The 22,749-nt window shown below is 59.8% G+C and carries 17 protein-coding genes and 1 pseudogene; 4 read left to right on the top strand and 14 right to left on the bottom strand.

What is annotated here, in order from left to right; translation table 11 throughout:
* Positions 1 to 69 precede the first annotated feature (69 nt).
* Positions 70 to 1,515: a cytosine permease gene (locus tag H096_RS08850; RefSeq protein ID WP_033897717.1), complete on the bottom strand. Its 1,446-nt coding sequence runs from the start codon at positions 1,513 to 1,515 to the stop codon at positions 70 to 72.
* Between the two features lie 43 nt (positions 1,516 to 1,558).
* Complete coding sequence (gene hutU / locus H096_RS08845; protein ID WP_016979142.1) at positions 1,559 to 3,244, bottom strand: urocanate hydratase; 1,686 nt, start codon at positions 3,242 to 3,244, stop codon at positions 1,559 to 1,561.
* A gap of 454 nt (positions 3,245 to 3,698) precedes the next feature.
* Between hutU and H096_RS08840 the strand changes: the two genes are divergently transcribed.
* A complete protein-coding gene (locus H096_RS08840; RefSeq protein ID WP_156487790.1) occupies positions 3,699 to 4,097 on the top strand; it encodes a hypothetical protein in 399 nt (132 codons plus the stop codon).
* Between the two features lie 42 nt (positions 4,098 to 4,139).
* Here the strand turns inward: H096_RS08840 and H096_RS08835 are convergent, their stop codons facing one another.
* Together H096_RS08835 and hutC are read right to left on the bottom strand one after the other, a co-directional pair.
* On the bottom strand, positions 4,140 to 4,697 hold the full coding sequence (locus H096_RS08835) for a HutD family protein (protein ID WP_033897716.1): 558 nt from the start codon (positions 4,695 to 4,697) through the stop codon (positions 4,140 to 4,142).
* Complete coding sequence (hutC, locus tag H096_RS08830; protein WP_170949823.1) at positions 4,694 to 5,473, bottom strand: histidine utilization repressor; 780 nt, start codon at positions 5,471 to 5,473, stop codon at positions 4,694 to 4,696. Before hutC ends, H096_RS08835 begins: the two co-directional genes overlap by 4 nt.
* 78 nt (positions 5,474 to 5,551) lie before the next feature.
* Here hutC and H096_RS08825 point away from each other — a divergent pair, with 78 nt between their 5' ends.
* Positions 5,552 to 6,916 (top strand): formimidoylglutamate deiminase, encoded by a 1,365-nt coding sequence (locus tag H096_RS08825; protein ID WP_033897715.1) that lies wholly within the window; start codon positions 5,552 to 5,554, stop codon positions 6,914 to 6,916.
* Positions 6,917 to 6,954: 38 nt separating this feature from the next.
* Here the strand turns inward: H096_RS08825 and H096_RS08820 are convergent, their stop codons facing one another.
* The 6 genes from H096_RS08820 to H096_RS08795 all read right to left on the bottom strand — a co-directional run bounded on the left by H096_RS08820 (position 6,955) and on the right by H096_RS08795 (position 16,046).
* Positions 6,955 to 7,524, bottom strand: coding sequence for a lipocalin family protein (locus H096_RS08820; protein ID WP_028615380.1), 570 nt, complete (start codon positions 7,522 to 7,524; stop codon positions 6,955 to 6,957).
* A 30-nt stretch (positions 7,525 to 7,554) separates the two neighbouring features.
* Complete coding sequence (locus H096_RS08815) at positions 7,555 to 7,809, bottom strand: lipoprotein (protein WP_033897714.1); 255 nt, start codon at positions 7,807 to 7,809, stop codon at positions 7,555 to 7,557.
* 176 nt (positions 7,810 to 7,985) lie between these two features.
* Positions 7,986 to 8,996, bottom strand: a complete 1,011-nt coding sequence (locus H096_RS08810; protein ID WP_033897713.1) for a class 1 fructose-bisphosphatase — start codon at positions 8,994 to 8,996, stop codon at positions 7,986 to 7,988.
* Positions 8,997 to 9,105: 109 nt separating this feature from the next.
* Positions 9,106 to 10,461, bottom strand: coding sequence for a DUF3999 domain-containing protein (locus H096_RS08805; protein WP_033897712.1), 1,356 nt, complete (start codon positions 10,459 to 10,461; stop codon positions 9,106 to 9,108).
* Positions 10,461 to 13,511: a DUF2339 domain-containing protein gene (locus H096_RS08800; RefSeq protein WP_033897711.1), complete on the bottom strand. Its 3,051-nt coding sequence runs from the start codon at positions 13,509 to 13,511 to the stop codon at positions 10,461 to 10,463. Before H096_RS08800 ends, H096_RS08805 begins: the two co-directional genes overlap by 1 nt.
* Positions 13,512 to 13,595: 84 nt before the next feature.
* Positions 13,596 to 16,046 (bottom strand): glycogen/starch/alpha-glucan phosphorylase, encoded by a 2,451-nt coding sequence (locus H096_RS08795; RefSeq protein ID WP_033897710.1) that lies wholly within the window; start codon positions 16,044 to 16,046, stop codon positions 13,596 to 13,598.
* 240 nt (positions 16,047 to 16,286) lie between these two features.
* On the opposite strand from H096_RS08795, the gene H096_RS08790 reads away from it, so the two are divergent.
* Positions 16,287 to 16,721 carry a YkgJ family cysteine cluster protein gene (locus tag H096_RS08790; protein ID WP_017734855.1) on the top strand — a complete coding sequence of 145 codons (435 nt, stop codon included), beginning with the start codon at positions 16,287 to 16,289 and terminating at the stop codon, positions 16,719 to 16,721.
* A 97-nt stretch (positions 16,722 to 16,818) separates the two neighbouring features.
* Here the strand turns inward: H096_RS08790 and typA are convergent, their stop codons facing one another.
* Positions 16,819 to 18,639: a translational GTPase TypA gene (gene typA, locus H096_RS08785; RefSeq protein ID WP_032890153.1), complete on the bottom strand. Its 1,821-nt coding sequence runs from the start codon at positions 18,637 to 18,639 to the stop codon at positions 16,819 to 16,821.
* A 139-nt stretch (positions 18,640 to 18,778) separates the two neighbouring features.
* On the bottom strand, positions 18,779 to 20,233 hold the full coding sequence (gene thiI / locus H096_RS08780) for a tRNA uracil 4-sulfurtransferase ThiI (protein WP_033897709.1): 1,455 nt from the start codon (positions 20,231 to 20,233) through the stop codon (positions 18,779 to 18,781).
* Positions 20,234 to 20,567: 334 nt separating this feature from the next.
* Between thiI and glnA the strand changes: the two genes are divergently transcribed.
* The gene (gene glnA / locus H096_RS08775; RefSeq protein WP_016979133.1) at positions 20,568 to 21,974 is read left to right on the top strand and encodes a type I glutamate--ammonia ligase; all 1,407 of its coding nucleotides are present in this window, start codon (positions 20,568 to 20,570) and stop codon (positions 21,972 to 21,974) included.
* Between the two features lie 77 nt (positions 21,975 to 22,051).
* Here glnA and H096_RS08770 read toward each other — a convergent pair whose 3' ends face one another.
* Positions 22,052 to 22,291, bottom strand: coding sequence for a DUF6124 family protein (locus tag H096_RS08770; RefSeq protein ID WP_033897708.1), 240 nt, complete (start codon positions 22,289 to 22,291; stop codon positions 22,052 to 22,054).
* A gap of 130 nt (positions 22,292 to 22,421) precedes the next feature.
* Positions 22,422 to 22,749, bottom strand: a pseudogene (locus H096_RS34355) (hypothetical protein); the annotation flags it as partial.

Here is a 22,749-nt window from a genome sequence, read left to right as displayed (position 1 = left end):
TGTTGTGACGCTCCCAATCTTGAAATGGATTACGGCAGTCAGTAGGCATCCTGCCCTGTCCACGTCCCATCAGGCTTGTGCCGCCAGCCCGGTTGTTGTTGGTATAGCGCCCTGCTCTGTTGGCAGGATCAGTTGATCGGGCACCGTGCCGTGCCATTTTTTCGCACACAGGTAATACAGCGCTGCCGGCAGTACCAGACCGATGATCCAGGAAATGTCCACATCACCCAGCGCAGCCACCAAAGGACCGGTGTAGAACTTGGTGGAGATGAACGGCAATTGCACCAGCACGCCGAACACGTACACGCTGATCCCCAGCAGGTTCCAGCGACCGTAGCGACCGTTCGGATCGGCCAGCGCCGGTACGTCATAACGCTCACGGGTGATGCAGTAGTAGTCCACCAGGTTGATCGCGCTCCAGGGCGTGAAGAACGCCAGCAGGAACAGGATGAAAGACTTGAACGCGCCGAGGAACGAATGCTGACCGAGCAAGGCGATCAAGGTCGCGGTGCCGACAATCGCCAGCACAAACACCAGGCGTTGCAAGCGCGTGACCTCCAGGCGGCCACGGAAGCCGCTGATGATAGTGGCAATGCACATGAAGCTGCCGTAGGAGTTCAGCGTGGAGATGGTGACCTTGCCGAACGCGATGCTGAAGTACAGCAGCGCCGCAGTGGCCCCAGTGCCACTCAAGCCGACGATGTAGGCCACTTCATGACCGGCGAATTGCCCGTTGGACATGGCCGCGGCAAACACGCCGAGAACCATCGCCACCTGCGCGCCACTCACCGAGCCGGCACCGGCGGCGAGAAAGGTTTTTACCGAAGGGGTCTTGCTCGGCAAATAGCGCGAGTAGTCCGCCACGTAAGGGCCGAAAGCGATCTGCCAGGACGCCGCAAGCGACACCGCCAGCAGGAAACTGCTCCAGCTGAAGTGGCGGATCTGCAGGAGTGCGCCAACGTCGGTCTGGCTCATCAGACGACTGAACAGGTAGACAAAGGCGATCACGCCAATGACGCTGGCAACGCGACCGATGAAGTGGATCACCCGATAACCGAGCACCGTGACCAGCACGATGACACTGGCGAAAATCAAGATGCCAGTGCTGTCGCTGACCCCGAACAACTGGCCCAGCGCCTGGCCGGACAGCACGGTGCCAGTGGCGGTGAAGCCGAGGTACATCAGGCACACCAGCACGATCGGAATCGCCGCGCCGTACACGCCAAACTGCACCCGGCTGGAGATCATCTGCGGCAATCCCAGCTTGGGCCCTTGCGCCGCATGCAACGCCATCACGCCGCCGCCGATCAATTGACCGACCAACAGGCCGATCAACGACCAGAACACATCACCGCCCAGCACCACGGCCAAGGCCCCGGTGACAATCGCGGTGATCTGCAGGTTGGCACCCATCCACAGGGTGAACTGGCTCAATAGACGACCGTGTCTTTCCGCTTCCGGGATGTAGTCGATCGAACGTTTCTCGATCAACGGGGTGGTGTCATTTGCAGCCATGGATGTTCAACCTCTGATGGATTGTTTTCAGGGGGGTGCTGGCTTACTTGATCATCGGCAGGTTCAAGCCCTGCTCCTTGGCGCAATCAATCGCGATCTGGTAGCCGGCGTCTGCGTGACGCATCACCCCGGTGGCCGGGTCGTTGTGCAGTACTCGGGCAATACGCTCGGCCGCTTCGTCGGTACCGTCGCAGACGATGACCATGCCGGAGTGCTGGGAGAAGCCCATGCCCACGCCGCCGCCGTGGTGCAGCGAAACCCAGGTCGCGCCGCTGGCGGTGTTGAGCAAGGCGTTGAGCAGCGGCCAGTCGGACACGGCGTCGGAACCGTCCTGCATGGCTTCGGTTTCGCGGTTCGGGCTGGATACCGAGCCGGAGTCGAGGTGGTCACGGCCGATCACCACCGGTGCCGACAGCTCGCCGCTGCGTACCATTTCGTTGAACGCCAGGCCGAGCTTGGCGCGCTGGCCCAGGCCCACCCAGCAGATACGCGCCGGCAGGCCCTGGAAGCTGATGCGCTCGCGCGCCATGTCCAGCCAGTTGTGCAGGTGAGCGTCGTCGGGGATCAGTTCTTTGACCTTGGCGTCGGTCTTGTAGATGTCTTGTGGGTCGCCGGACAGTGCCGCCCAACGGAACGGGCCGATGCCACGGCAAAACAGTGGACGGATATAGGCCGGGACGAAACCTGGGAAGTCGAAGGCGTTTTCCACGCCTTCTTCCTGGGCCATCTGGCGGATGTTGTTGCCGTAGTCGAAGGTCGGGATGCCTTGTTTCTGGAATTCCAGCATGGCTTTGACGTGCACAGCCATCGACTGCTTGGCGGCCTTGATCACGGCAGCCGGCTCGGTCTTGGCGCGGGCGCGGTATTCGTCCCAGGTCCAGCCGGCTGGCAGGTAGCCGTTGAGTGGGTCGTGGGCGCTGGTCTGGTCGGTGACCATGTCCGGGCGCACGCCGCGCTTGACCAGTTCCGGCAGGATTTCTGCGGCGTTACCCAGCAGCGCAATGGAGATGGCCTTGCCTTCTTTCGTGTACTTGGCGATACGCGCCAAAGCATCGTCGAGGTCGGTGGCTTGTTCGTCGACGTAGCGGCTGTTGAGGCGGAAGTCGATGCTGACCTGCTGGCACTCAATGTTCAGCGAGCAGGCACCGGCGAGGGTTGCGGCCAAAGGTTGCGCGCCGCCCATGCCGCCGAGACCGGCGGTGAGTACCCAGCGACCAGTCAGGTCGCTGTTGTAATGCTGGCGACCGGCTTCGACGAAGGTTTCGTAAGTGCCTTGGACGATGCCCTGGCTGCCGATGTAGATCCAGCTGCCAGCGGTCATCTGGCCGTACATGGCCAGGCCCTTGGCATCCAGTTCGTTGAAGTGTTCCCAACTGGCCCAGTGCGGCACCAGGTTGGAGTTGGCGATCAGTACACGCGGGGCGTTGCTGTGGGTCTTGAATACGCCGACCGGTTTGCCGGATTGCACCAGCAGGGTTTCGTCGTCATTCAGGTTAGTGAGGCTCTCGACGATCTGGTCGTAGCACTCCCAGTTGCGCGCCGCACGGCCGATACCGCCGTACACCACCAATTCTTTCGGGTTCTCGGCCACTTGTGGGTCGAGGTTGTTCATCAGCATGCGCAGCGGCGCTTCAGTCAGCCAGCTTTTGGCGGTGAGCTTGTTACCGTGGGCGGCACGGATTTCGACGTCGCGGTATTTTGTAGGCTTGGCTTTAGAAAAATCGGTCACTGCTGGACTCCTCGGCACGATGCGCGAACATGGATGGTGCGAAGGAGAGTCTTACGCACACATCTTTACTTGTACATACAAGCATATGCAATCAAGCGGCCAACTTTAGAAAGGCGTCGTCGGGATTTTTCGTGGAGGGGTGTGCAAGCCTTGGAAATTGAGACTTTGAGGCTTGATGAAATTTCTTGCAGCCGTTTCTTGCCGGGAGAGGAGTTTGTCACCCCAACGCAGCGTTGCGCCGCATTGGGGCATTCGGTAACAAAATGGTGCGCACGGTTGGGAAGCGAGGGTGGGCATGCGTAGCAGTGAAATAGCGCGCCTGGCCTGCCAGGCAAAAGGCGCGTCCCAACGACGATTTTTCTGAGTTATCTGTAGCCCAGTAAAAACGGATTTTTTCGTATATTCAGTGGTTTAGAGTCGGCGTTCACACACCCAACACCCTGGAAGACTTATCGTGACCACTCTAAAACGGGCAGGCATCTTTATCGTACTCATGGCGACAAGCATGGCTTCAGTCCAGGCCATTGCCGCCACCTTTACTGCGACCCTTGATAAAACAGGAAAAGTTACTGCGCAGTCACCCAAGTGGATCAAGGACGTGAAACTCACCGCCCAACCTGATTACTTCTCCGATTACAAAGTCAGGTTTGTGCCGGGAGTGTTCAAGGACGCGCCACGGTTTTGCACCGTGTCGGTGACGGACGTCAGCTCCAATGATCACATCTTCTACGGCCACGCCAAGTTGGGGAGCGTCCCGGCGATCAACTACGTCAACGTTTTAACGCTGAAAGTGGGAGACAACAAACCCGCTGGCGATTCTTCGATGGGCTTTCAACTAATGTGCGTTAAGTAAACCCATCTCTCCATACTGGCTGAGCGCCGGCCATACAAGCGCTCAGCGGTTGCTCAGTTCGATAACGCAACAGCGACCGCTCACGGCAACCTCCAGCAGGTCAGTGTTACCGTCCACTTGCAGGCAGTCGTGATGACCAAGTTTCTGGTCCAGCACCTTCACTTCATCCGCAACACTGAACACCAGCACCGTCTGCGCGGTGCTGAAGAAGCGCTGTTCGCCATCGATCCATTGCAGCCGTGCGTGGTAACGCTGGGGAGAATAGATCAGGTTGAAGTCGCGGATCGGCCCGGTAATCAAACGGCATGACACCTGGCTGTCACCCTTGAACGCAAAGGCTTGCAGCGGCAGCAACCCGCGCTGCTCCTCGCCGTCTACGGTCAACACCATGCCGGCGCCCTGGATCACGGTGATCACGCGCTGGTAGCCGGCAAAGGTGGAGAAGCCGCCGGATTCCGCGATATCCGCAATCGACAAGCGCCAACCAAAGCCATCCAGCCCTGTACCGGCATCACGGGTGATTTCTTCGGTGCTGCCGCCGCCGTTTTTCCAAGGCATGCGTACGTAATCGGCGGCGCGCCAGACTTTTACGGAACTCATTTACTGAAGCGTCCTTCCAGGCTGTGACGGGAACCGGGGTGGATCAAACGCGCGGCGGTCACCGGCTGGCGGCCCGACCAGGTGCGTCGGCGAATCAACAGGCACGGCTCGGTGGGTTCGATCTGCAGCAGCTTGCACTCGGCGGCGTCGGCAAGGATGGCTTCCACCACGTGCTCGCCTTCGGTCAGCGGCGCCACCTGGTTCAGGTAGGCATACGGCGTTTGTTGGGTGAAATCCTGTTGCAGGTATTCCGGCGCGACCAAGGCGTTGACGAAACGGTCTTCGATTTGCACGGGAATATCGTTTTCGAAGTGCACGATCAATGAATGGAAAACGCGCCCGCCTTCACGCATCTCCAAGGCGACGGCGCGCTCGGAACCGGCAGCCTCTTCGCCCAGGTGGATGACCTGGCAGGTATGCCGATGACCGCGGGAGGCGATCTCATCGGCAATGTTATGCACTTCGAACAGGGCTGACTGGCTCTTGGGCTCAGCGACAAAGGTGCCGACACCTTGCATGCGCACCAACAAACCTTCAGCGGTGAGCTCGCGCAGGGCGCGGTTGATGGTCATGCGGCTGAAACCCAGCTGGCTGACCAGTTCGCTCTCCGACGGCACGCGGTAATGGGGCGGCCAGTTGCCGTTGAGAATCTGCTGGCTGATCATCTGTTTGACGCGGGCATACAAGGGCGCCGGACTTTCGTCCATGTGGGCAGCCAGCGAAGACTTGGCAGGCGGAGTCGGCACAGGGAATCCTTGCAGGGGGAAAAGATGCATAGATTGCCGGAGTTTACCGAGCAGGCAAACGTCTGTATATGTATATACAAATAAACACACGACCGGGGTGCCTTGATCATGTCCGCTTTCTTTGCCGAACGCGCGCTGCTGCCTAATGGATGGGCCAACGATGTACGTCTTGAAGTGAGCGCCGATGGGCTGCTGACAAAGGTTGAGGCCAATGCCAGCGCAGAGGCTGCCGAACGGCTGAGAGGCCCGGTTTTAGCGGGTATGCCGAACCTGCATTCCCATGCGTTTCAACGCGCCATGGCGGGTTTGGCGGAAGTTGCTGGCAACCCGAATGACAGTTTCTGGACCTGGCGCGACCTGATGTATCGCATGGTCGGCAAGATCAGCCCGGACCAATTGCAGGTGATCGCGCGCCAGTTGTATATCGAAATGCTCAAGGCCGGCTACACGTCGGTGGCTGAATTTCACTATGTGCACCATGACGTCAGCGGTCAACCGTATGCCGATCGCACGGAACTGTCGCGACAGATCAGCCAGGCGGCGGCCAGCAGCGGGATTGGCCTGACATTGCTGCCCGTGCTGTACACCCACTCGGGGTTTGGCGGCCAGGCGCCGAATGAAGGCCAGCGGCGGTTTATCAACAGCACTGAAAACTACCTGGACCTGCAGGCGCAGCTGAAACCCCTCCTCGCCGCACAACCGGCGCAGCAGTTGGGGCTGTGCTTCCACTCGCTGCGCGCGGTGACGCCGCAGCAAATCAATGATGTGCTTGCCGCCAGCGACAAGGCGTGCCCGGTGCATATCCACATCGCCGAACAACAAAAGGAAGTCGACGACTGCATGGCCTGGAGCGGCAAACGCCCGCTGCAATGGCTGTATGACAATATTGAAGTGGATGAGCGCTGGTGCCTGGTGCATGCCACTCATGCCGATGCGAATGAAGTCGCACGCATGGCCAAGAGCCGCGCGATTGCTGGCCTGTGCTTGACCACCGAGGCCAACCTGGGTGATGGGATCTTCCCGGCGGTGGATTTTCTCGCCCAGGGCGGACGCATGGGCATCGGGTCCGATAGCCATGTGTCATTGAGCGTGGTGGAGGAATTGCGCTGGTTGGAATATGGTCAGCGCCTGCGCGATCAGCGGCGTAATCGTTTGTATCGCAGTGATCAGCCGATGGTCGGCCGTACGCTGTTTGACGCCGCGCTGGACGGCGGTGCCCAGGCGTTGGGGCAGCCGATTGGTCGGCTGGAAGTGGGCAAGCGTGCGGATTGGATTGTGCTGGACGGTAATGATCCGTACCTGGCGACGGCGACTGAGGACGGAATTCTCAACCGCTGGCTGTTCGCGGGCGGCGATCGGCAGGTACGGGATGTGCTGGTGAACGGAAATTGGGTGGTGCGCGATGGGCATCATGCCGGTGAGGAAGAAAGCAGCCGGGCGTTCACGCACGTCTTGAGGGATTTGCTGGGCTGAAAAAAACCGCCGCCTTATCCGGGCGGCGGTTTTTTTACTTACTGCGAGGTCTTCGCCATCTGCTTGTCCGACGTGCGCCAGATCAACCGCGTGGTGTCATACCCCTGCTGCCGCGCCCTGCTCAGCAGGTCTTCGCGGGTGTCCGCACTGACCGTCGGCGTGCGCGACAATATCCACATGTACCGCCGGCTCGGGCTGCCCACAATCGCGGTCTTGTAGTCATCACTGACGTACAGCACCCAGTAATCGCCCTTGGCGACGCCCGGCAACAGCGCGGTGAACCAATTGTTGAATTCCACCCAGAGCTTGTCGGTCTTGCCCGGCACTTGCGGGGTGGCGGTGCCCTTGGCTTCTTCCCACTTCCATTCGGTCGTCAGGCAGCGGTTGAACACCGACATGTCGCCATCGGGCAGCAAGGTGTAGCGGGCTTCGGACTGCGCGCAATTGCGCTGGAAGTACATCGGCAATCGGGCCAACTCATACCAGGTGCCCTGGTAACGCTTGAGGTTGACGTTGCTCGCTGTCTTGGGTTGCAGATCATCGCCAGAATGGCTGGCGCAGCCCGCCAAAAACAGGCTGGCACAAAGGAACAAAACAAAACGCATCATTCTTCTTCTCCCGCAGGCTCTCGCCCCGGTTTACTTCAGGCCTTGCCCGGAAAACATCAGAACCTTGTCACCGGCATATTGAACGCTGATAAAGCTGTTTTTATCGCCCCAGGTGCAGCTGGACATACCCAGCGCGCCGGAACAATCGGTCGGCTTACCCAGCAACGACTCCACTTCAGCCTTGGCCATGCCAGCCGACAATTTTTGATAATTTTCTTGGTTGACCTTGCTGCAAGCGGCCAACAGCACGCAAAAAGCCAGCAAAGCGAGACGGCGTAACGACATGGAAAAACTCCTGGAGGGACGAAGCAGCGTGGGTATCTGCCAGAAGCTTAGAAGGGAAAAGAGGTGTCTGGTTCCCGATGAGCGAAAACAAAAAAGCCCCGAAAACGCTGAAACGTTTCGGGGCTTCTTCAGGGGTGAACCGGCTCACAACAATGCCGGCCACTTATCGCATCAACTTACTTCTTGTGATACGCCGTCACACGCTCAACTTCTTCCTTCGAGCCCAGGAACACCGCCACACGCTGGTGCAGGCCTTCAGGCTGGATGTCGAGGATGCGCTGGTGGCCATCGGTGGACGCGCCGCCCGCTTGCTCAACCAGGAAGGACATCGGGTTGGCTTCGTACATCAGGCGCAGTTTGCCTGGCTTGGACGGCTCGCGGCTGTCGCGTGGGTACATGAACAGGCCACCACGGGTCAGGATACGGTGCACGTCGGCAACCATTGCGGCCACCCAGCGCATGTTGAAGTTTTTCTTCAGCGGGCCTTCTTCGCCAGCCATCAGCTCGCCCACGTAGCGGGTCACAGGCTCTTCCCAGTGACGCTGGTTGGACATGTTGATCGCAAATTCCTGAGTAGAAGCAGGAATGGTGATGTCTTCGTGGGTCAGTACGAAGCTGCCCATTTCGCGGTCCAGGGTGAAGCCCTTGACGCCGTCGCCCAAGGTCAGCACCAGCATGGTCTGTGGGCCGTAGATGGCGTAGCCGGCAGCGACCTGTTGGGTGCCTGGCTGCAGGAACGCTTTCTCGTTCAGCGGCTCGTTCTGGCTCAGGTATTCGTTCGGGCAACGCAGTACCGAGAAGATGGTGCCGACCGGTGCGTTGATGTCGATGTTGGACGAACCGTCCAGTGGGTCGAACACCAGCAGGTAGGCGCCTTTCGGGTATTTGCCGGGGATCTGGTAGGCATTGTCCATTTCTTCGGACGCCATGCCGGCCAGGTGACCGCCCCATTCGTTGGCTTCGAGCAGGATCTCGTTGGAGATCACGTCGAGTTTCTTCTGCACTTCGCCCTGCACGTTTTCGGTGCCCATGCTGCCCAGGACACCACCCAGTGCGCCTTTGGACACGGCGTGGCTGATTTCCTTGCAAGCACGCGCCACCACTTCGATCAGGAAGCGCAGATCGGCAGGCGTGTTGTTGCTGCGGGTCTGCTCAATCAAATAGCGACTCAAGGTAACGCGGGACATGTAAGGCTCCGGAAAAGGGGGGGCTTGAAAACCCGCGCAGTTTAACGCGAGTCGGGGCGTATTTCCTCCTATCAGAGGATTTAAACCCAATAGAGTTCATGGACTTTATTTAACGTGCCACCGGCGGCTTGCGCAGCAAACTGTAGGCCATGGCGCCCAGTGCCGCCACGCCGAGCAGCAACACGGCCCAAAGACCGAGTTTTTTCCAGTCTGCTCCGGCATCGGCAGCGGGCGCGACGGCGGGCGGCGCAGTGGCGATTTCCCCGGTGACCGTTGCCTGCCCCAACGTCTTGAGACGCTCGGCGCTGTAGTCGGGGATCAAGGTCGAGAGCGGAAGGTTCGCCGCCTTGGCCGACGCATTGCCCAACGCCAGGGTGAACGGCGGCTCGCCCCGTGCCAGGAACACCAATTGCGTGGCACGTACCGCAAAACGCAGCGCCGGCGCCTCGACACCCAAGCCGCCACCGCGCTCATCGACAGTCAACTTGAGCTCGGCAACCGTCTGGCCCGGCAGCTGCAATTCATCCTGCACCACGTCCCGACCATTCTGGGTCAGGCGATACAGCACGCCATTGCTCAGGGGCTGCCAGGCCTGTTTGCTGTCCCTGCGCCCCGCCAGCGTCACGGGCGCCAAGGTGTTGGGTTGTTTCAACTCGATGCGCAGCCGCTCAAGAGTCAGCCCCGTGGGCAATTGCCAGCTGTACTCCCCGGCCTTGAGCCGCGTGCCCGCCAACGGTTGCGACCATACCAATGGCAGGGCCAAGTGGCTGCGGGTGGCACTCACCAACTGGGCAGAGGTCAGCAATGGCGCCGCCTGGCCTTGCCAGACCAGGCGCAAGTAACGCGCCGATTGCCCCGGCAGGCTCACGTCATGCTGCTCGACCCGTTCGTCGGCAAATGACAAACGCGCCACTTGCCCATCGCCCCAGGCTTGCCAGTGCTGCAAGTCATCACTGGCTTCAATGCTGAAACGCTGGAAGCCCTCCTGGTCATGGCTCCAGTCCAGGCTCAATTGCTGCAAAGGCGCCTTGATTGCACTGGCGTCCAACACCCAGCCGCGCAGCACTTGCTTGCCGGGTTTGGGCGCAGAGGATGGCGTGATTTCCACCAAGGTGCCTGTGGTGGTGGCCTTCATCACCACGTCGGGCAAGGCTTGCTCGGTATCGGCACCGTACAGCGGGAACCACTTCACGTCGGTGACGTTGCGAGTCTCGGAGCGTTGCGCGGACTGACGCGACAACGCATAGGCCTGGGGTTCACCGGCAGCGTTGAATACCCGCACATCGCTAAGATCGGCGTGACGTGCACTTAGTTGAACCGCCAATGGCAGCTCCAGGCGATACCAGGGACCCGTGCCGCTCACGGCCAGCGGCACCTGGGTGGCGAAATCAGCCGGACGCTCTTGAGCAAACGCCGCCGAGCACAGCATCCACACCGTCAACCCACTCAGACTCAGCTTGCCCATCAAGAAGACGCTCCCTCAGTTTCAACGCGTTTGGGCGGCAGCGGCGCAAAGTAGCCCACCACCAGCAACAAACCGCCCACGCCGATAAACGACACAATCCGCGCCAAGCCGCCACGGTTACTCAGCTCGACAAAAAACAGCTTGGCCACCACCACGGCAATCAGTGCCGCGCCGATCAGCCACACTTCGCGACGATGGCGCAGGTGGCCGCCGATCATCAGGCCGAGGGCGATCAGGGTCCAGATGATCGACAGGCCCGCCTGCACCAGCATGGACTCCAGCAGCGCATCCAGATGAAACGGTACGCCGCTCCAATGGTGGGCGGTGCGCATCACCAGCGCGGTAAAGAAGGCAAACAGGGAAATGCCTGCCACGCCCTGGGCGATCAACTCAACACGCGGCCCGCGCTGCGGCGCCACACTGCGCAACCACAGGTAAATGCCCAGCAATGCGAACAGCAGGCCCAGGTCCAGCGGGTTGAGCAGCGGCACATAGGGCAGCGGCTTGGCCGTGCCGTCACTGAAGAAATTCGCCAGCCAGAACCAACCGAGCATCAGCACCGCCAGGGGCAATGCGGCGAGCACGCGGTATTCCCTTGGATATGCCGAAACAGGCCACGGCCAACTGCGCGGCGCGGCGGCCAACACCAGGTACAGGCTTGGCAGAATCGCCCAGCCCAGCCAGCGCCAGGCGTTGTATTCGCTCGACAGCACCAGCAAGCCGTAACGCAGTTCCAGCGCCAGCACGCCGATCAGCATCCAGCAGCCGAGTACGTGAGCCGCGCTCAGCACTTTGCCGGGCACCACCGTTGCTAAACGCCGCAGCGAGATGAAATGCACCGTGAACACCGCCAGCCAGGCCAGCCAGCCGAACTGCGCGGCCGGGTGGTAATACTCGGTCCACGCGCCCCATAACACCAGGCCCGCCGCAGGCATCAGCAACGTGCTGGCGATACCCAACGCCGCCCAACGCAAACGCAGCGCCAGTGTTGTCCAGATCACCCCGCTCAGCGCAGCCGCCAGCAGCAACAGCGCAGCATGCAAAGGTGCAGGCGCCAAGCGCCACACTTCAATGATCACCGCCAGCGCCCACCACGCCACGCCCCAGGCCAAAAGACCTGCGGACAAGCGGCCACTGAACAAGCGCCAGGCGCCGAGCATTGCCGCCAAGGCAATGATCATCGGTGTCCAGGCATTGTTCACCGGGTCGAGCGCAAACAGCGCGCCGGCGAGCACTTGCACAGCAACGCCACAGCGCACCATCACTGGCGAGCCGATACGCTGGCCCGCCCACAGGGTCGCGAGGCCAGCAACTGCCCAACTGACGATGCTGCCTTGGGTCGAAAACAACAGCGGCGCCAGAAGGTAGGCGCAACCCAGGCCGAGTACGGCGAGTGCCGGAGCGCCGATGCGCTCCCAACGCCGGGTCTGTTCCGGCGCGGCTTTGTGTAGTTGATAAAAGCTGAACAACAATGCCGCGCCCAGCAACAACGCCCCTAGTGGAGGCCCCTGCAGCAACGTGTTCTGGCCATCGCGCAGCTCGCTGAGGAAGGCGAGCAGCGAACCCAGTTGCAGCAACAAGGCGAACGCGCGCGCCACAGGGCGATGCTGGCGCAGACCGAGCCAGAAGATGCCGGCGCCTTCGACGGCCCACGCCGCAGCCGTCCAGCGTGCATCGAGCCCCAAGGGAATGGCCAAGCTGGCGAAGATCACGCCCAGGGCCAGACAGGTTTCCGTCAGGAGCACGGCGCGCCCGCCACTGAGTACACGGGCCAAGACCATGTAAAGGATGCCCAGGCCCAGCGCACTGAACGCAGCGGCAAACTCAAGGTGCTGCACCAGCGCGAACTGCAAGCCAAAACCCACCAGAGGCGGGCCGAACAACAAGGTGCCGTCGACATAGTCGCCCTTGCGCCATTGCGCACCCAGGCTGTCGCCCTCGCCCACCTCCAGCAATGTGCGCCGGGCGTACAACAGGCCGATAGCCAGGTACATCGCAAAAAACAGGATCAGGAACGGCTCGGTGCTCCACAACAGCTCCGGCGTATAGGAGCGCATGCCCCAGGCGAAACCGATCCCGAAGGTGCCCACAAAACCGATCACGTTCAGCAGGCGCCAGGCTTTGAACCAGGCAATCGCGAGAATGCCGGCGTTGAGCAACGCAAAATAGCTGAACAGCGCCACATGGCTTCCGGCGCCAGTCGATACCAGGATCGGCGCCGCAAAACCGCCCAACGCTGCCGCACAAGCCAGCCCGAGCGCATCCTGGGTGATCGCCAGGATCGCTGAAAATACCGTGACGGCGACCAGCAACCCCATTGCCGCGCCAGGATCGATCAGCGGATGCAGACGCATCGCCGCAAACACCGTGAGGTACAACACCGCAATCCCCGCGCCTTGCAGCATCAAGCCGTAGTTGCTGTTGCGCAGCCGCAGCCACCAGCCCAGGCCCAGCAGGCCCAATGCAGCGGCGGCAACACCGGCGTAACGCAACTCGATCGGCACCACCATGCCTTCAGTGGCATAACGCAGCAGGAAAGCCAGGCCGAGGAATAACAGCACCACGCCGACGCGCAGCACGGTGTTGCCGCCGAGCAGCCAATTGCGCGCCCCCTCGATGGCGCGTTCGATCAGGTTGGGGCCGCTAGGGGTTGCGGGTTCTTTAGCCGTCGGCGCTGGCGTCCACACGTCATCCAACAGCGGCTGGCTCTGCTCAGGGACCAGAGCAACGGGTGCCAATTCGGCAGGCAGCTCCCACACCAATTCGGGTGACTTGGCGACAGGTGCCGATTCGGGAACAGAGGGTTCAACCCTCATGCTGCTTGCAGGCGCTGGGACTTCCAACTGCCGCAGGCGTTCGCCCAGCGCAATCAGCGATTTCTGCGTGGTTTCCAACTGACGTGCCTGCTGGTCCGCCTTGGCCGACAGCTGCGCCAGGCGTATCGCCTGGCCAATGCCCAACCCCAGCAGCGCACCCATGCCCGCATCACTGAACGACTCGTCGAGCGTCCAGCCGAGCACCAGGCCAATCAGCATGAAAATCCATTGCATGGTCGATATCCCTAAGCAAACCGAGGCCTAGTATATCGACAAGGCCCAACAGAGGTTGGGCCTTGGGGCACAGATCTGGAAAACTCAGTCGAGGGCTTTCCAGATCTCCGTGGCGTACTCCCTGATCGTACGATCCGAACTGAACCAGCCCATACGCGCCGTATTCAGCACCGCCGAACGCCACCAGGCCTTGGAATCATGCCAATGCGCCTCGACCCGCGCCTGGGCGTCCCAGTACGAATCGAAGTCGGCACACACCAGGAAGCGGTCGTAGTCGATCAGCCCATCGATCAACCCTACATAGCGGCCCGGATCATCCGGCGAGAACACCCCGCCCCGGATCGCTTGCAGCACGTCGTTCAAGCGGTGAGACGCCGCGATATCAGGACCTGCGTTGAACTCACCCGCGTGTTTACGGGCTTCAACCTGCTGCGCACTGAGGCCGAAGATAAACATGTGCTCGGCGCCCACACGCTCATGCATTTCCACATTGGCGCCGTCCATGGTGCCGATGGTCAGCGCGCCGTTGAGGCCGAATTTCATGTTGCTGGTGCCCGACGCTTCGAAGCCGGCAGTGGAAATCTGCTCCGACAAGTCCGCCGCCGGGATGATGCTTTCCGCCAGGCTGACGTTGTAGTTGGGCAGGAACACCACCTTGAGCAAACCGCGCACGGTCGGGTCGTTGTTGACCGTACGGGCGATGTCGTTGGTCAGCTTAATGATCAATTTGGCCTGGTGATAACTGGCCGCCGCCTTGCCGGAGAAGATCTTCACCCTCGGCACCCAGTCGGTGCCCGGTTCGGCGCGGATCGCCTGGTACAACGCCACGGTGTGCAGCAGGTTGAGCAGTTGACGCTTGTATTCGTGGATCCGCTTGACCTGCACGTCGAACATCGCCGCCGGGTTGACCGCAATGCCCAGGCGCTCATGAATGATGTCCGCCAGCGCCCGCTTACTGTGCAGACGCTGCTCGGCAAAGGCCTTGCGGAACGTCTGTTTTTCGGCAAATGGCTCAAGCTCCACCAGCCGTTCTTCGGGCTTGTCGAGAATGTCCGGGCCGAGCGCTTCCACCAGCATGGACGTGAGCTTGGGGTTGGCCTGATACAGCCAGCGGCGGAAGGTAATGCCGTTGGTTTTGTTGTTGATGCGCTCCGGGTACAACTTGTGCAGCTCGGAGAACACGGTGCTGCGCATCAATTGAGTATGCAGGCCGGACACGCCGTTGACGCTGTGGGAGCCGAGGAACGCCAGGTTGCCCATGCGCACGCGACGACCGTTGTCTTCTTCGATCAGGGACACCGCGCGCAGCACGTCAAAGTCATGGATGCCTTTGGCGCGCAGCGAATCGATGTGCTGGGCGTTGATCAGGTAGATGATCTGCATGTGCCGGGGCAGCATGCGCTCCATCAAGCCTACAGGCCAGGTTTCCAATGCCTCAGGCAACAAGGTGTGGTTGGTGTAGGAAAGGGTTTCGACAGTGACATCCCACGCGGCTTCCCATGGAATGTCGTGCAGGTCCACCAACTGACGCATCAACTCGGCCACGGCGATGGACGGGTGGGTGTCGTTGAGCTGGATCGCGGCGTGTTCGCCCAGGCTCAGCACCGAGCCGTGCATGTTCTTATGGCGGCGCAGCAGGTCTTGCAGGGAGGCGGCGACGAAGAAATATTCCTGGCGCAGGCGCAGTTCCTGCCCCGCTTCGGTGCTATCGGCCGGGTAAAGCACTCGGGAGATGCTTTCGGCACGCGCTACTTCGGCGACGGCGCCCAGGTGGTCACCGGCGTTGAAGCGCTCCAGGTGCAGGTCTTCCACCGCACGGGCACGCCACAGGCGCAGGGTGTTGACGCTGGCGCCGCGCCAGCCGACCACCGGCGTGTCATAGGCAATGGCGCGCACGGTTTCATTGGGGGTCCACCGCTGAACCATTTTGCCGGTGCCGTCATCCAGGGTTTCGACGCTGCCACCAAAGCCGATCGGGTACACCACTTCAGGGCGTTCGAATTCCCAGGGGTTGCCGAAGTCCAGCCAGTGTTCGGTCTGCTCCTGTTGCCAACCATCGACAATCGCCTGGCGGAACAGGCCGTGTTCATAGCGGATGCCATAACCGTGGCCGGCCACACCCAGGGTCGACATGCTTTCCATGAAGCACGCCGCCAGGCGGCCCAGGCCACCGTTGCCGAGCGCGGCATCGGGCTCCAACAGGCGGATGCGCTCCAGGTCGACGCCCAGCTCCGATAGCGCTTCGCGCGCAATCTCCAGCACGCCGAGGTTGCTCAGGCTGTCATAGAGCAAGCGGCCGATGAGGAATTCCAGGGAAAGGTAGTAAACCCGCTTCTGGCCTTTGCGGTAGATGCGTCGGGTGTGGTCCATCCAGTGATCGACCATCTGGTCGCGCGCGGCCAGGGCAATGGCTTCAAACCAGTCGTGGTCGAAGGCGTGATCCGGGTCCTTGCCCACCGCGTAGGTGAGTTTGGTCAAGACGGCATCGCGAAATGCGGCTACCTCTGCTTCTCGTGCAAGTGGTTCCTGAGACATCAATTGCGACCTCGGGCGAGATAGAAGGAGTTGCTAGAGCCTAGACGGTCTGACAGACGGTAGACGCTCTGGTTCGGCACTTTTTTAACGCATTTACCTTTGCAGGGTTTTGATGCATTGGCCGTGCCTGCTTTTGGCAAACGCGCGCCTTCTGGCCGAAACCCACAAAATATTGTTCAAAAAATCACCAATCCCGGTATGATCGCGCGCCCGGATACAGCCCCACCTTTTGGAACCCTGATGAAGCCTCAATTGATCGCCGCCGCGGAACTCGACCGTCTCGAAACGTGGCAGAAATATTCCGCGCACATGTGCGGTGGTTGCGTGTCCAGCTGCTGCACGCTGCCGGTGGAAGTGAAGGTCAAGGACCTGATCCGCATCGGCCTGGTCGATGAGTTCGAACTCGGCGACCCTGCGAAGAACATCGCCAAGCGGCTGCAAAAGGAAGGCATCGTCGAGCGCTTCAATTCCAAATCCGAGATTTTTACCCTGCAGCGCATGAGCAACAACGATTGCCTGTTCCTGGATCGTAAGACGCGCTTCTGCACTATTTATGACAAGCGCCCGGATACTTGCCGCAATCACCCGAAAATCGGGCCGCGGCCGGGGTATTGCGCGTATAAGCCGAAGGAAGTGGTGCGCGAGACTAAGTTCAAGACCCTCGACAAGTTCTGATCCAAGCTATGTAGTGCCCTTTAGGGCCCTATCGCAGGCACAAAAAAACGCCCCCGGCCTTTCGACCGGGGGCGTTTTTCATTCAGCCTGAGTTAACTCAGTTCTTGGCTTTCTTGGCAGCGCGGGTACGCTCGCCTTCGTCCAGGATCTTCTTACGCAGGCGGATCGACTTAGGCGTGACTTCGCACAGCTCGTCGTCCTGGATGAATTCCAGGGCCTGTTCCAGGGTGAAGCGAACAGGTGGAACCAGAGCGATGGTTTCGTCTTTGCCCGAAGCACGCATGTTGTCGAGCTTCTTGCCTTTGGTTGGGTTGACGCCCATGTCGTTGTCACGGCTGTTCAGACCAACGATCTGACCGTTGTAGATCTCTTGACCGTGTTCAACGAACAGCTTGCCACGCGCCTGGAGGGTTTCCAGGGAGTAGGTCAGCGCCTTGCCGGTTTCTACCGATACCAGAACACCGTTCTGACGGCCGGACATGTCGCCGGACTTCATGGTGTCGTAGCGATCGAAGATCGAGGTCAGGATGCCAGCACCGTTGGTCAGGGTCAGGAACTGGTTACGGAAACCGATCAGACCACGCGCAGGGATGTTGTATTCCAGACGCACACGGCCTTTGCCATCCGGCACCATGTTGGTCAGGTCGCCTTTACGCAGGCCCATCTCTTCCATCACCTTGCCCTGGGATTCTTCCGGGGTGTCGATGGTGACGTTTTCGAAAGGTTCCTGCTTCACGCCGTCAACCTGACGGATGATCACTTCTGGACGACCAACGCCCATTTCGAAGCCTTCGCGACGCATGGTTTCGATCAGTACCGAGAGGTGCAGCTCACCACGGCCGGAAACCTTGAACTTGTCAGCCGAGTCGCCTTCCTCAACGCGCAGAGCAACGTTGTACAGCAGCTCTTTGTCCAGACGCTCCTTGATGTTACGGGAGGTCACGAACTTGCCTTCTTTACCGCAGAATGGCGAGTCGTTTACCTGGAAGGTCATGGAAACGGTTGGCTCGTCAACGGTCAGAGGCTTCATGGCCTCGACGTTGTCCGGCTGGCACAGGGTGTCGGAGATGAACAGGGAGTCCATGCCGCTCACGCATACGATGTCGCCGGCGAAAGCCTCTTCAACGTCGATACGGTGCAGGCCGTGGTGACCCATCAGCTTCAGGATACGACCGTTACGCTTCTTGCCGTCGGCGCCGATGGCGACAACCGGGGTGTTCGGCTTGACGCTACCACGAGCGATACGGCCAACACCGATAACACCCAGGAAGCTGTTGTAGTCCAGTGCCGAGATTTGCATCTGGAACGGGCCGTCACGGTCAACTTTCGGCGCTGGTACGTTGTCGACGATCGACTGGTACAGCGGGGTCATGTCTTCAGCCATGTCGGTGTGTTCCAGACCGGCAATACCGTTCAGGGCCGAGGCGTAGACGACTTTGAAGTCCAGCTGTTCTTCGGTGGCACCCAGGTTGTCGAACAGGTCGAAGATCTGATCCAGAACCCAATCCGGACGCGCGCCTGGACGGTCAACCTTGTTGATGCACACGATCGGACGCAGGCCGGCTTCGAAAGCCTTTTTGGTCACGAAACGGGTTTGCGGCATAGGGCCGTCTTGAGCGTCAACCAGCAGCAGAACGGAGTCAACCATCGACATTACGCGTTCTACTTCGCCGCCGAAGTCGGCGTGGCCCGGGGTGTCCACGATGTTGATGTGGTAGCCGTTCCAGTTGATAGCGGTGTTTTTAGCCAGGATGGTAATACCGCGCTCTTTTTCCTGGTCGTTGGAGTCCATCACGCGCTCGTCGTTGAGCTCGTTGCGCTCCAGGGTGCCGGATTGACGCAGGAGTTTGTCTACCAGGGTGGTTTTACCATGGTCAACGTGAGCAATGATGGCGATGTTACGTAGATTTTCGATCACTTGTGTATCTCGATCAGAGGATTCGGTGTGCTGACAGGTCGTGGCAGCGATTAACAGTAGAGTCAGGCCTTGCCGTTACAGCTTGACGGCAGAGTCGGGGGGCCGGTGACGCAGGCCACAGGCAAACAGCCCCGGGCTCTTAGCTCGGTCGATAAACGCGCACATTGGCATGCCCCTCACTGAGCAAATGGTGGGCATGCAGGCGACTCATCACGCCTTTGTCGCAATACAGCAGGTACTGACGGCTGTTATCCAGTTCCTTGAAACGCGCGTTCAATGCATAGAACGGCAGCGTTTGTACGTCGATGCCGGCGATTTCCAGCGGCTCATCTTCAGCGGCATCCGGGTGACGGATGTCGATGACGATCTGGCCGGCCAGGGCTTCGCTGACTTCTTCGATCTTCACATCCTGGCCCAGTTCGTCGATCACGCGATCGATCGGGACCAGCTTGGCGTTCTCGAGCGCACGCTCCAGAATCGCCATGTCGAATTCTTTCTCTTCATGCTCCACGCGGTGACGCTTGGCGTGGGTCTTGGGGTTCACCGAAATGACCCCGCAGTACTCAGGCATGTGCTTGGCGAAGTCGGCGGTGCCGATTTCCTCTGCCAGGTCGATGATGTCCTGCTTGTGACTGGCGATCAGCGGGCGCAACACCAGCTTCTCGGTAACGCAGTCGATGATCGACAGGTTCGGCAGCGTCTGGCTGGACACCTGGGAGATCGCCTCACCGGTCACCAGTGCGTCGATCTGCAAGCGGTCGGCAATCTGCGACGCGGCGCGCAACATCATACGCTTCAATACCACGCCCATATGACCGTTATCGACTTTGCCGAGAATTTCGCCCAGCACTTCTTCGAACGGTACGCTCACAAATAGCACGCGTTGGGAGCTGCCGTACTTCTTCCAGATAAAGTGCGCGACTTCCATCACGCCCAATTCGTGTGCACGCCCGCCCAAGTTAAAGAAGCAGAAGTGGCTCATCAGGCCGCGGCGCATGATCTGGTAAGCAGCAACCGTGGAATCGAAACCGCCGGACATCAAGACCAGGGTCTGTTCCAGGGCACCCAACGGATAACCGCCGATGCTGTTGTGCTGGCTGTGGATGACAAACAACCGTTGGTCGCGAATTTCCATGCGCACTTCAATTTGTGGCGCTTTCAGGGAAATTCCGGCTGCGCCGCACTCGCGACGCAGCTTGCTGCCGACGTATTTTTCGACGTCCATGGAGCTGAAAGTGTGCTTGCCGGCACGCTTGCAGCGCACCGAAAAGATCTTGCCTTCCAGCTCGCTGCCGTAGTGCTGTTTGCACTTCTCGGTGATGTCGTCGAAGTCGCCCAGCGGGTACTCATCCACCTGCAGGAAATGCGCGATACCCGGCATGCAGCTCAGGCGCTCGGTCATGTCCTTCAAGGCTTTGGGCTCGGTGACACGGGTTTCCAGCTCGAGGTTGTCCCACACGCCGTTCACCACCACAGCCGGGTCCAGATCGCGGAGCACGGCACGGATGTTCTTGGCCAATTGACGGATGAAACGCGTCCGTACCGGTCGGCTTTTGATGGTGATCTCGGGGAAGACTTTTACGATTAATTTCATGGAAACAGCGCGCGCCGGGCCTGCTGAAAAAGGGGGGCGCGGATTATAGCGGAAATCGCTCAAGGTTTAACCAGTTAATATGCATCGCAAGCGCAACGCACTAAAGAGGTGCATTTGTGCGCCTTTGCGCTACATTGCGGTGCGCTATTTTTGGGCTTTTGTCGCAATGCACCTTTATAGGGGCGTTTTTGGAGCAGAAAACCCATGTTGGCGCACTGGCATGCAATTTGCTCTCTTGTGAGGCAGGTTGCCATGGCGGACTATCCGCGCCGGCATCACCCACATTCTAAGGGCTAACTCCACTACCCCAGCCCGAAGCCACCCGGAGGACACTATGTCGAAGTCGGTTCAACTCATCAAAGATCATGACGTTAAATGGATTGATCTGCGCTTCACGGACACCAAAGGCACTCAGCACCACGTGACCATGCCGGCTCGCGACGCGCTGGATGAAGCTTTCTTCGAAGAAGGCAAAATGTTCGACGGTTCCTCCATCGCTGGCTGGAAAGGCATCGAAGCCTCCGACATGATCCTGATGCCGGACGACAGCACTGCCGTACTCGACCCGTTCACCGAAGAGCCGACCCTGATCCTGGTCTGCGACGTGATCGAGCCTTCGACCATGCAAGGCTACGACCGCGACCCACGTGCGATCGCCAAGCGTGCCGAGGAATACCTGAAGTCCACCGGTATCGGTGACACTGTATTCGTAGGCCCAGAGCCAGAATTCTTCATCTTCGACCAAGTGAAGTTCAAGTCCGACATCTCCGGTTCCATGTTCAAGATCTACTCCGAACAAGGCTCCTGGATGTCCGACCAGGACGTGGAAGGCGGCAACCATGGCCACCGTCCAGGTATCAAAGGTGGCTACTTCCCAGTTCCGCCGTTCGACCACGACCACGAAATCCGTACCTCCATGTGCAACGCCATGGAAGACATGGGCCTGGTCATCGAAGTGCACCACCACGAAGTGGCCACTGCCGGTCAGAACGAAATCGGTGTGAAGTTCAACACCCTGGTTGCCAAGGCTGACGAAGTACAGACCCTGAAGTACTGCGTACACAACACTGCCGTCGCTTACGGCCGTACCGCGACCTTCATGCCTAAGCCACTGTACGGCGATAACGGTTCGGGTATGCACGTTCACCTGTCCATCGCCAAAGATGGCAAGAACACCTTCGCTGGCGAAGGTTATGCCGGCCTGTCCGACACTGCCCTGTACTTCATCGGCGGTATCATCAAGCATGGTAAGGCCCTGAACGGCTTCACCAACCCGTCGACCAACTCCTACAAGCGCCTGGTCCCAGGTTTTGAAGCACCGGTAATGCTGGCCTACTCGGCGCGTAACCGTTCCGCTTCGATCCGTATTCCTTACGTGTCCAGCCCTCGCGCTCGCCGTATCGAAGCCCGCTTCCCGGATCCAGCCGCCAACCCATACCTGGCCTTCGCTGCCCTGGTCATGGCCGGCCTGGACGGTATCCAGAACAAGATCCACCCAGGCGACGCCGCCGACAAAAACTTGTACGACCTGCCGCCTGAAGAGGCCAAAGAGATCCCACAAGTGTGCGGCAGCCTGAAAGAAGCCCTGGAAGAGCTGGACAAGGGCCGTGCGTTCCTGACCAAAGGCGGCGTGTTCAGCGACGACTTCATCGACGCTTACATCGGCCTGAAAAGCGAAGAAGAAATCAAGGTTCGCACCTTCGTACACCCACTGGAATACGAGCTGTACTACAGCTGCTGATCCGGTAGCGCTGCGTCCTTAAGAGCGGCGTGACGAAAAAAGACCTCCCTCGGGAGGTCTTTTTTTTTGCCTGGGATTTAGCGGGTCGGGGCATGGCGGTCGAGCATCTGGCCGACCATCTGCGTGCCCAGCGCACTCAGTTGGTGAATGGCCAAGGTGGTGTCACGGTGCTTGCCGCCCAAGTCCTCAGATAAATCCAGCAACAGGGCGCTGACCGAGGTGAGGGTTTCGAAGGTATTGATCATCAAGGCTTCGTCGTCGATATCGGCGGCGATGGTGAAGACAGAGGGTGGTGGATTGGGGGTTGGCTTGAACATTTTCTACATTCCTCAAATGAGGCCGCCTTCGCTTCGCTACTAAACGAAAGGGTGGCAGCTGCGCGCAGGTTAGTAGACCGGTGAATGTAGAAGCCCGGCGCATCCGAGGATGCCCTGCGCACAGCCACCATCAAGCACAGGTTGTAGAAACCTGATTGATGGAGAATGCACGACCTACAATTCGAATCCAGGCTACTAAACCTGATCGCTGATGAGCAGCGACCGAGCAACCATAGAGACGACAAGCCAGCCGTACAAGCCGGCGGATTCTGGCGTAACTGTAGGCAAGCACGCAAGTTAAGGTAGCCTCTGACTGACGCCGCTGTAGACCTGCAAACCCCATTAAAAATGTGGGAGCTGGCTTGCCTGCGATGGCATCAGCTGGGTATACCTGATGCATCGCGTTGCCCGCATCGCAGGCAAGCCAGCTTGTGTCTTCAAGATCTCTTAAACTCAGA

This window comes from Pseudomonas sp. FH1, from assembly GCF_000510895.2.
GTDB lineage: Bacteria > Pseudomonadota > Gammaproteobacteria > Pseudomonadales > Pseudomonadaceae > Aquipseudomonas > Aquipseudomonas azotoformans_A.
Note: the sequence above shows the minus strand (reverse complement) of the source record. Positions and strands in the feature narration are given on the sequence as shown.